Origin of the sequence: Heyndrickxia sporothermodurans (assembly GCF_003055045.1) — a bacterium.
GTDB lineage: Bacteria > Bacillota > Bacilli > Bacillales > Bacillaceae_C > Heyndrickxia > Heyndrickxia sporothermodurans.
Genome location: NZ_NAZB01000021.1, coordinates 36,150 through 49,221 on the forward strand (window position 1 = coordinate 36,150; position 13,072 = coordinate 49,221).

General features: G+C 35.6%; 17 protein-coding genes and 1 pseudogene. 6 read left to right on the top strand and 12 right to left on the bottom strand.

Annotated features, from left to right (window positions below; all coding sequences use genetic code 11):
• Nucleotides 1-39 precede the first annotated feature (39 nt).
• Nucleotides 40-897 (top strand): nuclease-related domain-containing protein, encoded by an 858-nt coding sequence (locus tag B5V89_RS10065; RefSeq protein WP_108071785.1) that lies wholly within the window; start codon nt 40-42, stop codon nt 895-897.
• Nucleotides 898-943: 46 nt separating this feature from the next.
• Here B5V89_RS10065 and B5V89_RS10070 read toward each other — a convergent pair whose 3' ends face one another.
• The 3 genes from B5V89_RS10070 to B5V89_RS10080 all read right to left on the bottom strand — a co-directional run bounded on the left by B5V89_RS10070 (nt 944) and on the right by B5V89_RS10080 (nt 3,645).
• Nucleotides 944-1,225, bottom strand: a complete 282-nt coding sequence (locus B5V89_RS10070; RefSeq protein WP_142406520.1) for a hypothetical protein — start codon at nt 1,223-1,225, stop codon at nt 944-946.
• A gap of 152 nt (nt 1,226-1,377) precedes the next feature.
• Entirely contained in the window at nt 1,378-2,616 is a 1,239-nt protein-coding gene (gene fabF / locus B5V89_RS10075) for a beta-ketoacyl-ACP synthase II (protein WP_066234132.1), read from the bottom strand.
• 90 nt (nt 2,617-2,706) lie between these two features.
• Nucleotides 2,707-3,645, bottom strand: coding sequence for a beta-ketoacyl-ACP synthase III (locus B5V89_RS10080; RefSeq protein WP_066234129.1), 939 nt, complete (start codon nt 3,643-3,645; stop codon nt 2,707-2,709).
• Nucleotides 3,646-3,848: 203 nt separating this feature from the next.
• Here B5V89_RS10080 and B5V89_RS10085 point away from each other — a divergent pair, with 203 nt between their 5' ends.
• Nucleotides 3,849-4,202, top strand: coding sequence for a hypothetical protein (locus B5V89_RS10085; RefSeq protein ID WP_066234125.1), 354 nt, complete (start codon nt 3,849-3,851; stop codon nt 4,200-4,202).
• A 50-nt stretch (nt 4,203-4,252) separates the two neighbouring features.
• On the opposite strand, the gene B5V89_RS10090 is transcribed toward B5V89_RS10085, so the two are convergent.
• The 5 genes and pseudogenes from B5V89_RS10090 to B5V89_RS20085 form a co-directional block, all read right to left on the bottom strand.
• A complete protein-coding gene (locus B5V89_RS10090; RefSeq protein ID WP_066234119.1) occupies nt 4,253-4,438 on the bottom strand; it encodes a ComZ family protein in 186 nt (61 codons plus the stop codon).
• A 20-nt stretch (nt 4,439-4,458) separates the two neighbouring features.
• Nucleotides 4,459-5,369: pseudogene (locus B5V89_RS10095) on the bottom strand (BMP family ABC transporter substrate-binding protein).
• 121 nt (nt 5,370-5,490) lie between these two features.
• Nucleotides 5,491-6,294 carry a hypothetical protein gene (locus tag B5V89_RS10100; protein WP_108071789.1) on the bottom strand — a complete coding sequence of 268 codons (804 nt, stop codon included), beginning with the start codon at nt 6,292-6,294 and terminating at the stop codon, nt 5,491-5,493.
• Between the two features lie 20 nt (nt 6,295-6,314).
• The gene (locus B5V89_RS10105) at nt 6,315-6,881 is read right to left on the bottom strand and encodes a hydrolase (RefSeq protein ID WP_108071791.1); all 567 of its coding nucleotides are present in this window, start codon (nt 6,879-6,881) and stop codon (nt 6,315-6,317) included.
• Nucleotides 6,878-7,030 carry a hypothetical protein gene (locus B5V89_RS20085; RefSeq protein ID WP_181294646.1) on the bottom strand — a complete coding sequence of 51 codons (153 nt, stop codon included), beginning with the start codon at nt 7,028-7,030 and terminating at the stop codon, nt 6,878-6,880. The genes B5V89_RS10105 and B5V89_RS20085 overlap by 4 nt, the downstream gene beginning before the upstream one ends.
• 259 nt (nt 7,031-7,289) lie before the next feature.
• Here B5V89_RS20085 and B5V89_RS10110 point away from each other — a divergent pair, with 259 nt between their 5' ends.
• Entirely contained in the window at nt 7,290-7,472 is a 183-nt protein-coding gene (locus B5V89_RS10110; RefSeq protein WP_108071793.1) for a YjzD family protein, read from the top strand.
• 22 nt (nt 7,473-7,494) lie between these two features.
• Here B5V89_RS10110 and clpB read toward each other — a convergent pair whose 3' ends face one another.
• From clpB to B5V89_RS10130, 4 genes are all read right to left on the bottom strand, one after another.
• Entirely contained in the window at nt 7,495-10,083 is a 2,589-nt protein-coding gene (gene clpB / locus B5V89_RS10115) for an ATP-dependent chaperone ClpB (RefSeq protein WP_108071795.1), read from the bottom strand.
• Nucleotides 10,084-10,167: 84 nt separating this feature from the next.
• Nucleotides 10,168-10,347 (bottom strand): YjzC family protein, encoded by a 180-nt coding sequence (locus tag B5V89_RS10120; RefSeq protein ID WP_066234102.1) that lies wholly within the window; start codon nt 10,345-10,347, stop codon nt 10,168-10,170.
• 83 nt (nt 10,348-10,430) lie between these two features.
• Nucleotides 10,431-10,742, bottom strand: coding sequence for a metal-sulfur cluster assembly factor (locus B5V89_RS10125; RefSeq protein ID WP_066234099.1), 312 nt, complete (start codon nt 10,740-10,742; stop codon nt 10,431-10,433).
• A gap of 103 nt (nt 10,743-10,845) precedes the next feature.
• Entirely contained in the window at nt 10,846-11,616 is a 771-nt protein-coding gene (locus B5V89_RS10130) for an alpha/beta fold hydrolase (protein ID WP_066234096.1), read from the bottom strand.
• 104 nt (nt 11,617-11,720) lie between these two features.
• Here B5V89_RS10130 and B5V89_RS10135 point away from each other — a divergent pair, with 104 nt between their 5' ends.
• From B5V89_RS10135 to B5V89_RS10140, 3 genes are all read left to right on the top strand, one after another.
• On the top strand, nt 11,721-12,533 hold the full coding sequence (locus B5V89_RS10135) for a Cof-type HAD-IIB family hydrolase (RefSeq protein ID WP_066234093.1): 813 nt from the start codon (nt 11,721-11,723) through the stop codon (nt 12,531-12,533).
• Nucleotides 12,534-12,727: 194 nt separating this feature from the next.
• Entirely contained in the window at nt 12,728-12,883 is a 156-nt protein-coding gene (locus B5V89_RS20090; protein WP_165797763.1) for a hypothetical protein, read from the top strand.
• Nucleotides 12,883-13,068, top strand: a complete 186-nt coding sequence (locus B5V89_RS10140; RefSeq protein ID WP_108071798.1) for a DUF3813 domain-containing protein — start codon at nt 12,883-12,885, stop codon at nt 13,066-13,068. Before B5V89_RS20090 ends, B5V89_RS10140 begins: the two co-directional genes overlap by 1 nt.
• Nucleotides 13,069-13,072: the final 4 nt, after the last annotated feature.

The following is a 13,072-nucleotide window of genomic DNA, read 5'->3' on the forward strand; positions in this document are numbered from 1 at the left end:
TCCAAAGAATTACTTTCATTTCGGTATCTAAACAAGAGGATGAAATTATTAGAGGCTGACTTATCTTACTTTATCTATCTTGAAAAAGGCTTTGCTGGTGAGAAAAAGTTTGACAATATGATTAAAGAGCATATTTCTATTGAGCATATTGTATTAAATGACTTATTACTTGAACACAATAACACCAAATTCCAAATCGATTCTCTTCTATTTCTTTCAAATACCATACACTTTTTCGAAATTAAAAATAATGAAGGTGATTATTATATTGATAATGATCTATGGTATAAAAGTCCAAAGAAGGAAATAAAAAATCCACTTCATCAACTAAAGAGAAGTACAACCTTACTAAGAGGACTCCTTCAAGAACTCCGTATAAATACCCAAATAGTTGAACACCTTGTATTTGTAAATCCTGAATTTCATCTTTACAATGCTCCCATGTATTTACCTATTACTTACCCCACACAACTTAACCGTATGATGGATAAACTTAATAGTTTAAACAATTCTAAAATAAATGAAAATCATATCAAATTAGCAAATCAGTTATTAAACCTTCATATAAATGAGCCTTCATACTTCAGACTACCAGATTATACATTTGATCAGCTTACAAAAGGGATTACTTGTGCTAACTGTGATGCATTTATAGATAGATACCAAAAAACAACGATTAGATGCAATCATTGTGGATTTAAAGAAAATATTACAAATGCAGTTATGCGTAGTATCGATGAATATTCTCTGCTCTTTCCTGATAGGAAAATAACTAAAAACACGATCCAAGAATGGTGTAAAATTGCATCCCATAAAACAATCAAACGCATTCTTACAAGTAATTACAAACAATTAGGTAAGAGTGTATCAACACACTATGTAAAACAAGGTAATTAACATGTTTTTTTGAGAAGGTGTGGTAGTAATTTGACAATTCATCCAATTAGGCGTTCCCATTACTACCCATTCTTCCTGCCCATTGGACCGCTACTCCTCTTACCGGACCCATAGTCATACATGTTCCTTTTCCATCGGACCGCTTCTCTTCTTTCCGGACCCATAGCCTCACGTGTTCCTTCTCCATCGGACTACTTCTCTTCTTTCCAGCCTCATAGCCCCACGCTTTCCTTCTCCATCGGACCGCTTCTCTTCTTTCCAGCCTCATAGCCCCACGCTTCCCTTTTCCATCGGACCGCTTCTCTTCTTTCCGGTACCATAGCCTCACGCTTTCCTTCTCCATCGGACCGCTCTCTTATTCTTATTCCACCTTATACTGATTTTTCAGCCTAAAAGTGCACCCTGCTCATTCTTTGTACAGTCCTAAATTACTAAAAAATAAAGAAAGGACAGAGAATTATCCCTGTCCTTTATCAAACATTATTCATATTTTCTAAAGACGATTGTTGCGTTATGACCGCCAAAACCTAAAGAGTTACTTAGAGCAACGTTAACATCTTGTTTGCGAGCTCCGTCGGAAACGTAATCAAGATCGCATTCCGGGTCTGGTGTAACTAAATTAATTGTCGGCGGAATAATTCCTTCTTTAATTGCAAGAACCGTCAGGATAGCCTCTACTCCACCGGCAGCACCGAGTAAATGGCCTGTCATTGATTTCGTTGAGCTTACAGCTAGTTTGTAGGCATGTTCACCAAATACTTCTTTAATTGCCATCGTTTCATATTTATCATTGTATTCCGTGCTTGTACCGTGAGCATTAATATAATCAAGTTCCTCAGGTTTAATATTGCCATCATTAAGTGCCGCCTGCATCGCACGGACACCGCCTTCGCCACCCGGTGCGGGTGCTGTAATATGATGGGCATCACCTGTTGCACCATACCCTACGATTTCTGCATAAATCGTTGCTCCTCTAGAAAGAGCATGGTCTAATTCTTCTAAAATAACGATACCTGCACCTTCGCCAATGACAAATCCATCACGATTTAAATCAAATGGGCGACTAGCTGTTTGAGCATCAGGATTTGTAGATAAAGCTGTATTTGCACAGAATCCTGCAACAGACATACGAGTGATTGGAGCCTCGGCACCACCTGTAATCATGACGTCCGCATCACCGCGTTGAATAACTTTAAACGCATCACCTATAGAGTTTGTTCCAGTGGCACAAGCCGTTACCGTACATGAATTTATTCCTTTTGCTCCAAGAAAAATTGATACTTGGCCCGCAGCCATATCAGGGATCATCATCGGGACAAAAAATGGACTTACACGACGATAACCACGTTTTTGGAATGTTTCAAATTGGTTTTCAAATGTTTCCATTCCACCAATACCAGAGCCAATCCAAACACCCACTCGATTTGCGTTTTCTTCATTTATAGTTAAATGAGCATCTTTTACAGCCATCATCGATGCAGCAATTGCATAATGCGTAAATCGATCCATCTTTCTTGCTTCTTTTCTCTCAATAAACTGCTCAATATCAAAATCTTTAACTTCCGCTGCTACTTTTGCTGGATAGTCATCCGCATTCACTCTTGTTAATGGGCCAATACCAGATTTACCTGCAATGATATTTTCCCAAGTAGTTTTTGCATCATTTCCAACAGGAGATACTGCTCCAATACCAGTAACAACTACACGTTTGTTTTCCATTTTCGGATCTCCTTCCAAATCAAGAAGATTTTCTATTTATTATATCCTTTTTACATAATACCCTTTACTTATCGAAATTTCCAGTAACACCTACCGGCCCCATTTTAATGCGATGGCACCCCATGTAAGCCCGCCGCCAAAACCGACTAGAACGATGACATCATCATCTTTGATTTTACCTGCTTCATATTCTTCAACAAGTGCCATTGGAATGGAGGCTGATGATGTATTCCCGTATTTATGGACCGTCTTAGACATTTTTTCAATTGGTAAGTCTAAACGTTGTCTAGATGCTTCCATAATTCTAATATTTGCTTGATGAGGAATAAGGAAGTTTACGTCCTCCTTCGTTAAGCCTGCCTTTTCAATTACATTGACACATGATTCGCCCATTTGCCTAACAGCAAATTTAAAGACTTCTCGCCCATTCATAATGATATGTTTGTTTTCGTCTTCGTACAAATATTTTCCACCAGAACCATCAGCACCTAGTTCGAAAGCTAGAACTCCTCTTCCTTCAGAAACCGGCCCCATAATAGCTGCGCCTGCTCCGTCACCAAAAAGAACAGCCGTATTACGATCTTCCCAATTCGTAATTTTTGATAATTTTTCAACACCTATAATGAGAACATATTTATATGCATTCGTTTCAATAAATTGTTTTGCAGTAATTACTCCATACATGAATCCGGCGCAGGCTGCACTGACATCCATTGCAGCTGCTTTTTTCGCTCCTAAACGATCTTGAAGCATGCAAGCAACAGATGGAAATGGCTGGTCAGGTGTAACTGTCGCAACAAGGATTAAATCAATCTCTTCCGGCTTTATGTCTGCATCTTCTATTGCTTTTAATGCCGCTTCATACGCCATGTCAGATGTATCCATGTCTTTATCTGCTATTCGACGTTCCTCAATACCAGTACGTGTACGAATCCATTCATCCGATGTATCCATCATTTTTTCTAAATCAAAATTTGTTAAAACCTTTTCAGGACTGAACTTCCCAACTCCAATTATTCCTGCGTTCATCACGTGCATCTCCTTTTTAAAGGCAAAAATATTATTTATAGTTAATCTTATGACCTGCTCCTAATTATAGCAGTTAATTTTATTTTTGTCACTTATCTGTTTTGGAGAAAGCATGATATTCATCTATCCCCAAAATAATTATTTGCATATTTTATATCGATGAGAATTTTAAAAGAGACTTTAAAAAGGAGGTGTATGTGAAAATGAGTGAAGAAATTACCCCTGAAGTGGAAGATAATATTGAAAAGATTGAAGAAGAGAAAAAAGAAGAAGAAAGTCTTCATCCATTTGATCGAATGTTTTTTGGTGGTGGTGGACCCGGGAACAGACGCCCTTTATTTGATCGACCAGTTCAACAAACAGAACGTTCCAATGAAACAGCGAACGAAAATGATATGTTAAGCAGTATATTAAATCATCCAAATCTTAAAAACATCAATTTAGATGAAATGATGACGCATGTTGATAATTTAATGACATCCCTCGGTGAATTAAAACCGATGTTTCAAAAAGTTTCCCCCTTAATTAGCAAGTTTATTCAGAATTCAAAAGAATAGGAATGGATGAGAAAGAGGCCTTCGCAAATGAAAGCCTCTTTTTACGTACTCTATTTACTTAATGCGTCCTTTTTCCCTAATTCATAGGCTTCATTCATTACTTTAGTAAAGAGCTCCATGAATGGTTGTAGTAATTCAAAAGAAATTTCAACACCAGCTTGATCCAATTTCTCTTTTGCCTCTGGTAAGTATTTCATTGCAATTTGCATAAATTCCATTGATTTGTCTTGATCCATTATTACATCCTCCACTTTTTCTAACTAGGTAATTTTCCTGTTTTTTTGTATTTTTGAACATTGTCACGAATTTTGTTTTGAAATTTTTTATCAACTAGTGGACTAAATTTCCCCATAACAATTACACCATCTTGAAAGTCAAATGAAAGATTTCCGGATGGAAGTTCACCTTCGGCATATTTTCTTGCAACAATATCGTACAGTTTACTTACTTGTTGCACAGTACTCGTTAAGACGGTATTTTTCCCTAATTCAGCTTGGTCTGAAACATAGCCTATTGCATAAAGCCCTTTTTCCTTTAACCTTTCAATAACGGGTATATTAAATCCATCTCCCGCAGGATAAACAACATCTACACCTTCAGCGATTAATTGATCGAGTAGAGCTAATGCTTTTTGACCATCATCCCAATTGTCTGTGTAAATAATTTTCATCTTTGTTTGAGGATCTTCAAATTTCGCACCGTTAACAAACCCTTTTATTTCCGGTTGCCAACTATGTGTTCCAATAATTCCAATCTTTTTTTTGGAACTCATATGTGCTGCGGTCATCCCGCCGAAAAAGCCCATCGCATGTCCTTCAAATTTAATGCTTGTTGTATTCTTTTTTTGGCTTCCCCGTTAAAACTAACAAAATGAATGTTCGGATACTTATTTGCAATTTCATTAAAGGTATTTGCATATTCAGCACCATGACCAAAAATTAAGTTCACTCCCTTTTGACTTAATTCCTGGACAGCTTGTTTAATCGCGTAATCACTTTCAATGCCTTCCCGATAATATACATCTACATTGAAATTATTTTGAATATTTAATATCCCTTTATACCCTTTTGTACCCCAAACTTGATCATTTATCGTTTCGGGAACGAGCAGTCCAACCTTTTTTATTTTACCCTTTTCAATAGGATTCGAGCAACTGGCCAGAAGCATAACGAGAACGAATAATACTACTTTTTTCTTCAAATAGTAAGCAACTCCTTTTTCAAGCAGCACAAAAACATACAAATAAATTCTTTCTTATTTTACTTGTATGCTAAAAATATGAAAAGATTTATTGTTTTTTTCGAGAATAGCAAGCGATTTGTTTATCAATACCTTCCTTAAATGATATTGATTCTTTTACTTTAAGAATTTCCACATTGTTACGGTTCATTGATTCACTTTGCTCTGGTAATGGATAAGAGGGGTTGAGATAAAGAACACATTTCCTCCAGTTATCCCCTGTCTCACTTTGCAAATAAACGGTTTTACCACAAAACTTATCATCCATATTTTCAAGAATTGAATGGACAGCATCCTCAACATAAATCGCATCCATTAGATCATCAAAATAGCTATTCAATTCAGATTCTGAAATGATTTGCTGAAATAAAAAACAATTGGGCTGCCATGGACCAAAAATAGTTGGCAATTGAAATTCAATGACTGGAGTTTCTTCACTATTAATTACTTCATTTTTCAATTTCTTATAAAAATGTTCATTAGCTTTACGTTCATTTGAGGACCATTTCACTGGAGTTATGAAAATAATCCTCTCAATAGATGATTTTGATTCTTCATAAAGCCTTTGCAAGTTAATGGTCCAATCCATTATTAGTTTCTCATTTTTTACGGTAAATAAATCGTATAAAGGTATAAACCAAATATAGGATTGATCGTTTAAGTCAATGTTAGTATTGAGAGGTTGATAAGTAACGTTTGCATTTCTTCCAATTTCAAGCCATTTTTCATTGCTGTAATCATTTACCATTTGTTCATGCTCAATTGCCATCACTTCATAACCTTGATTCAATAATTCTTTACAAATCTCAAAACCAAGAAATTGCTGGGCAGCAAAAACAATTGCTTGATCCATATCAATACCTCCTCATAGTACTATAAAACTTTTTCATTTTCTTTTAAAAACCGTATGATTTTTTCTGTAATGTATTGACGATTTTCAAGCAGAATATAATGAATTTCGACGGGCAGCTTTTTTTCCTTCCGTTTAAGCAACAGTTGATGAATCAATTCAAGTTGATCTTTATAACGATTTTGGTCAATTACTTGAATAATGAATAAAGATTCCTTCATTTCCTCGATTGGCTTTTCTGTGTTTATATGAACACTTTCTTCATTAAAGGCGGCCTTTATTTCTTTCATTAATTTTTTGTAGTAAAACTTTCTTGTTTGTTCTTGTTCAATATGTTTTTCTAATGAAATGCATGGGGCAAATAAAACAATTGAACGGATGTTATCCTCCATGAGTGGAATTAACTGTGCCGCCGTAAGTGTTCCCATTCCCTCTGCCAATATATGAATTTTTTGATTTAATATTTCTTTTCTCATAATTAGTTGATATAGATTATATGAATGTTCAACAGATTGTTGATTTCCCCAGTTTTTTTCAAATAAATTAGAGTAATAGACAAAATATCCCGCTTGTGTTAATCTTTCTATCATTTGTTTGCGTCCAATATTATCGATCCAAAAACTGGATTCTTCATTAACATAATGCTGCTGATCTCCGATGATAAAGATGGCAAACCATTTGGTTGTTCGGGATAATGAAGCATACACCATTGTTGATCGAACAGAAGTGTTCTCAACATTTTAGAAAACTCCTTGTATAATTATTTCTACTGTTTTTTCCGTTTTGGACATGTATTCAGAAATACGGATTTGGTCATTATAATGTATGCATGCCAAGTATCTTTAGACAGGGAAAATGCCTAGATTATTGATAAATTAATCTTTGTAGAATTTTTGTGAAATCCATTTATAATTTAATCAAGCTATGTTAATATAAATTGGGATATTTATTAGTATATACTGTTAAAATACATAGTTTATTTAAATGAGGTGAATTGAATGAAATTAATAGCAACTTTATTTTGGACATTTATCCTTGTACAAGTTTTAGGATATGTTGCAAGCTCAATGACGAATACAGAATATAGTATACAAACCATTTCAATCATTGGTGTAATTGCTACTGTACTTATTGCTGTTCTTGCTGCAATAATTCCGAAACCATCTGTTGAAACTCATTAAAAATAAGAAAATAAAAANNTTTTTATTTTCTTATTTTTAACATATTATTTTCAACATCAATCATAATTTTGGTTTGTGGATGTATATTCCCACGAATGATTTCTCGGGCCAATTCCGTTTCAATATGATGTTGAATATACCGTTTTAACGGACGGGCACCATAAATAGGGTCATATGCTGATTTCGCGATCCATTCTTTAGCTTCTTCCGTTATATCCAATTGAATATGTTGTCCACTTAGCCGCGATTGTAATTCATGAATTAGTTTTGAGACGATCCCTTTTATATTGCCAATTGTTAATGGTTTAAAAATAACAATGTCATCGACACGGTTTAAAAATTCCGGTCTAAATGATGCCCGTAAATGACTTAATACTTTCTCTTTCGTTTCTTCCGTAATTTCCTCTCCCAAGTTATCCCTTTCCAATAAAAAGGAAGAACCGAGATTTGATGTCATTATGATGACGGTATTTTTAAAATCAACCATTCGACCTTGAGAATCTGTCACACGCCCATCATCGAGTATTTGAAGAAGGACATTAAAAACTTCCGGATGTGCTTTTTCAATTTCATCTAATAAAATTACGGAATACGGTTTACGTCTAACAGCTTCAGTTAATTGACCGCCTTCTTCATATCCAACATACCCCGGAGGTGCTCCAATGAGCCTTGATACTGTATGTTTCTCCATATATTCGGACATATCCAGTCGAATCATTTGTTCTTCACTATCGAATAAACTTTTCGCTAACGCTTTGGCAAGTTCCGTTTTGCCGACACCTGTAGGACCTAAGAAGATAAAAGAGCCAATGGGACGATTTGGATCTTTAATACCTGCCCTTGCTCTTATGACAGCATCACTGACAAGACTAACCGCTTCATCCTGCCCAATTACCCGTTCATGTAAAATTTGTTCCAATCGTAATAATTTTTCCCGTTCGCCCTCAACTAGCCTTGTTACAGGGATTCCAGTCCAACGTCCAACAATTTCTGCGATTTCTTCTTCCGTAACTTCTTCCCGGAGCAATTTATTATCATCTTCGTTTGACATGGATGCTTCTAAACTTGTTAATTCTTTTTCTAAAGCAGGGATTTTTCCATGCCTTAATTCTGCTGCTTTATTTAAATCGTAATTATTTTCGGCATCCTCAAGTTGCCTTCTTAGTTTTTCTAACTGCTCTCTCTTTTCTTGAATACTTTGAAGCTCTTTTTTCTCTAATTGCCATTTTGCTTTCATTTCATTCGCTTTTTCCTTTAAATCAGCTAAATCCTTTTGCAAAATGGCTAAACGCTCTTTGCTCGCTTCATCAGATTCCTTAGTTAAAGCCGCTTCCTCAATTTCAAGCTGCATGACGCGTCTAGTGACTTCATCTAATTCACTTGGCATCGAATCAATTTCGATTCTGATTGTGGCACATGCTTCATCCACTAAATCAATCGCCTTATCTGGTAAAAACCGATCAGTAATATAACGATTCGATAAAGTTGCAGCTGCAACAAGTGCACGGTCATGAATTTTAACACCATGATGCACTTCAAATCGTTCTTTTAATCCACGTAAAATGGAAACGGTATCTTCAACATTTGGTTCTTCCACTAATACTTGTTGAAATCTTCGTTCCAATGCGGGGTCTTTTTCAATATATTTACGATATTCATCAAGTGTTGTTGCACCGATACAATGGAGCTCACCCCTTGCTAACATCGGCTTTAACATATTGCCGGCATCCATTGCCCCTTCCGTTTTTCCAGCACCTACGATCGTATGAAGTTCATCGATAAACAAAAGAATTTGACCATTACTTTTCTTAATTTCTTGCAATACTGCTTTCAATCTTTCTTCAAACTCACCGCGAAATTTAGCTCCTGCGATAAGTGACCCCATATCTAAAGCAAAGATCGTTTTATCTTTTAGTCCTTCGGGGACATCTTTTCTAACGATCCTCTGAGCCAATCCTTCAGCAATCGCTGTTTTACCAACTCCGGGTTCCCCTATTAAAACAGGATTGTTTTTTGTTTTTCTCGATAATATTCGAATTACATTACGGATTTCACTATCTCGTCCAATAACAGGGTCAATTTTTCCTTCTTTAACCGCTAAAACGAGATCACGGCCATATTTTTTTAACGTTTCATATGTTGCTTCAGGGTTTTGTGATGTCACTCGTTGATTCCCCCTTATATTCATTATTTCCTTTTTTAAAGCGTCTTTTGTTATCTTTCGTTTGCTTAAATATTGTACGATTTCATTGGAAGGTTGTTTCATTAATGCAAGAATGAGATGTTCTATTGAAACATACTCATCCTCAAATTGTTTCGATTCCTTTTCTGCATCATTAAATAATGTAGTTAGCTGTGCAGATATGTAAAAATTTTGAGTACTTCCAGTAACTTGAGGTTTTTTTGATAAAAGTTGTTTAAACAGCTGTCTTAATTCTTCTGTTGAAATTCCTAAACGATTATAAACACTCGTTAATAAGCTGTCCGGCTTATCTAATAATGCCGACCATACATGGATAATATCTATTTCAGGGTGTTCGTATTCCACACATAATTGTTGGGCTGCAGCAAGTGCTTCCTGAACAGTATAGGTAAACTTTTGAATATCCAATAATCTCACCTCTTTAAAATGAGTATAACAGCTATATTATACAGATCCACAATTATGAAGGAAAAAACCATCCAAATGGATGGTTTATGGTTTTCTTTTATACGTCCATTGACGATCATCATTCGATGATTCAGGGAAAGGATCGCCGGCTTTTAATTTTATTTGTTTCGGGTTTTTGACGTTGCTCCCCGTTTCACCAACTTCAATATATATCCCATTATTTGGTGCTTTATCTCCAGATCGAAAACGATGACTTTGTCCCATTTGTTATCCCCCTTATTTATCAATCACAATATTATTTTGTGTAATTAATATTGTTTATAACGAGGAAAATAATAGAAAAAGGATTAGTCAGTTATTCCTAATGCAATTTTCGCATAGCGTGACATCCGGTCTTTAGACCATGGCGGATTCCAAACAATATTTACTTCCGTTTCTTTTACTTCCGGCAAGTCTTTAAGGGCTAATTGAACTTGATCAACAATGATGCCTGCTAACGGACAACCCATTGCAGTTAAAGTCATCGTAACTGTTACTTTGCCTTCTTCATCCATTTCTATATCGTAAACAAGCCCTAAATTAACGATATCAATCCCTAATTCCGGATCAATAACTTGTTCTAGTGCTCCAAGAATACTTTCTTTTAATTCCTCATCCATTTGATTCACTCCTTTTTTTAATGTCTAGCTCCAGCGCTGATCAAGGCGCTTGCGCTTTTCCTAATATCATAACAAAAAAATCTAAATAGTTAAAACAACAGACCTAAGACAACCAAGTATCAAACCATTCAACGGTTTTGAGCAAGCCCTCACGGGAAACTTTATGTCCTGATTTTTCATCCGTTAGAAATAGCAGTTTTTCCGGGTGCTTGTTGTATCTTTCTTTAATTTTATTATAAAAATGAAAAGTTGGATCATATGGAACTGTTTGATCTTTTTTACCATGCCAAAACATTAAGGGACGATTTTGAAGCTTTTCTATATGTTTACTTAAATCGTAGGGAATTAATGCTTCATATTGTTCATTAAGCTCATCTTCTGTAAATGGAATATGTACACCTAATTCCTGAAAATGCTGAACTTGTCCTTTTGCAAATTCTACATAATAAGGACTTCCCATTAAGCTTACTGCAGCTTTTATCCAGTCGTACTGTGTTAATGCACCTAATGTGACAATTCCGCCCATTGAGGTACCGACTACACCGATTTTATCTTCGTCTGCAAGTCCAATATGTACATAATGATTTTTCAGTATATTTAGTTCATGAATTGTCTGAATGATCACTTCCCAGAAACGAAACATTAAGTCATGCTGATTAAGTTCTGCAGACCTTTCACCATGATATAAACTTTCAGGTAAAACCACTCGAAATCCTTTTTCCGCTAATAGATAGGCATAATGTAAATTATGTTCTTTAGCTGATTCAAATCCATGTACAAAAATGATAAACGGAAGTTTTCTTTCTTTTAACTCCTCTTTCACTACGTGTAAGACGGGAACTGAATCAATTACCGGATGATCTACTATTATCACTTTTCTCTCTCCTTCTAGGATGTTATCCTTCTAATTGATTGGATAATTTAGTATATTGTAGTAAACAGTTAATTTTTCAATATTACATAATAAAGGAGACAATTATGACCAATCAATATTTAATCGCATTAGATTTGGATGGAACTCTTTTAACTGATGATAAAATAATTTCTGAAAGAACGTTAAAAACAATAAAAAAACTTCAACAGGAAGGGCATATCGTGATGATATCAACAGGAAGACCTTTCCGTTCTAGTGTTAAATATTATCATGAATTAGGATTAAATACACCTATTGTAAACTTTAATGGTGCTTTCGTTCATCATCCAAAGGATGCAAACTGGGGTTTGTATCATAGCCCAATGTCATTAAATACAGCAAAGGAAATAGTTGAATCATGTAATCAATATCGTATACATAATATTGTCGCTGAAGTTTTGGATAATGTTTATCTCCATTATCATGATGAAAAACTTCTCGATGTATTTAATATGGGGAATCCGAAAATTACTACTGGTAATCTTGGCGAGTTTTTGACCGATAACCCAACATCAATGTTAATTCATGCAGAAGAAAAAGACGTCCCTTATATTCGTGAACATTTAAGTGAGGTTCATGCCGAGGTTATTGATCACCGTCGTTGGGGAGCGCCATGGCATATTATTGAAATTGTCAAATCAGGATTGAATAAAGCGGTCGGTATTCAACGTGTGGCTAAGCATTATAATATTGAACAGAAGAATATCATTGCTTTCGGTGATGAGGATAATGATTTAGAAATGATTGAATACGCCGGCATTGGAGTAGCAATGGGAAATGGCATTAAACAGTTAAAAGACATTGCAAATGAAATTACTTTTTCTAATATGGATGACGGGGTATCTGTCTTTTTGGAGGACTTTTTTAGGCTAAAATAAGAAAAGCGAAAGCGCCTTGATCAACTCCGACAAGCAAATAACCTTCGAGGGGCTAGGCGCCGTAGCTGGAGAACGTTAGAAATATTTGAAATCCCATTTTTTTCTCGTTGTAATTCATTTAAAGTGTTCCATACTAATTAACGAACGGGGTCACTTTCCGTTCATTAAAGAAAATTTAAAAGGCGGTGTTTCGTTTGGGTAAAAGAAACAAGTCTAAACGCTTTGTTCAACAAGGAAAAGACGCGGTATCTAAACACGCTGAGCGCTTTCCATATCGCTCCACGTTAGCTGAAGCCGAAGAACGCCAGGTTGAATATATGAAAGAATCCTCATTAGGAGGAATAGAATAATGGCGAATAGATTGTTTCAACAAGCGAGACAAATGGTAGAACTAGCGAAGGATGCTACCGGCAGCGGTCAGCATGAGATGATTGCGAAAGCTAAAAACGCTTTATCATCCGCTCGTGCAAATTCTACTTTTGCTGAACAACGACAATTACAAGAGCTTCAAAATGAATTAAATCAATTGAAATAGCTGC

Excerpts from the sequence above, each read along its gene's own strand:
- B5V89_RS10065 (WP_108071785.1), top strand. The coding sequence starts at position 40 with ATGAAATTATTAGAGGCTGACTTATCTTACTTTATCTATCTTGAAAAA.
- fabF (WP_066234132.1), bottom strand. The coding sequence starts at position 2,616 with ATGGAAAACAAACGTGTAGTTGTTACTGGTATTGGAGCAGTATCTCCT.
- B5V89_RS10080 (WP_066234129.1), bottom strand. The coding sequence starts at position 3,645 with ATGAACGCAGGAATAATTGGAGTTGGGAAGTTCAGTCCTGAAAAGGTT.
- B5V89_RS10085 (WP_066234125.1), top strand. The coding sequence starts at position 3,849 with ATGAGTGAAGAAATTACCCCTGAAGTGGAAGATAATATTGAAAAGATT.
- B5V89_RS10090 (WP_066234119.1), bottom strand. The coding sequence starts at position 4,438 with ATGGATCAAGACAAATCAATGGAATTTATGCAAATTGCAATGAAATAC.
- B5V89_RS10100 (WP_108071789.1), bottom strand. The coding sequence starts at position 6,294 with ATGGATCAAGCAATTGTTTTTGCTGCCCAGCAATTTCTTGGTTTTGAG.
- B5V89_RS10105 (WP_108071791.1), bottom strand. The coding sequence starts at position 6,881 with ATGATAGAAAGATTAACACAAGCGGGATATTTTGTCTATTACTCTAAT.
- B5V89_RS20085 (WP_181294646.1), bottom strand. The coding sequence starts at position 7,030 with ATGTTGAGAACACTTCTGTTCGATCAACAATGGTGTATGCTTCATTAT.
- B5V89_RS10110 (WP_108071793.1), top strand. The coding sequence starts at position 7,290 with ATGAAATTAATAGCAACTTTATTTTGGACATTTATCCTTGTACAAGTT.
- B5V89_RS10120 (WP_066234102.1), bottom strand. The coding sequence starts at position 10,347 with ATGGGACAAAGTCATCGTTTTCGATCTGGAGATAAAGCACCAAATAAT.
- B5V89_RS10125 (WP_066234099.1), bottom strand. The coding sequence starts at position 10,742 with ATGGATGAGGAATTAAAAGAAAGTATTCTTGGAGCACTAGAACAAGTT.
- B5V89_RS10135 (WP_066234093.1), top strand. The coding sequence starts at position 11,721 with ATGACCAATCAATATTTAATCGCATTAGATTTGGATGGAACTCTTTTA.
- B5V89_RS10140 (WP_108071798.1), top strand. The coding sequence starts at position 12,883 with ATGGCGAATAGATTGTTTCAACAAGCGAGACAAATGGTAGAACTAGCG.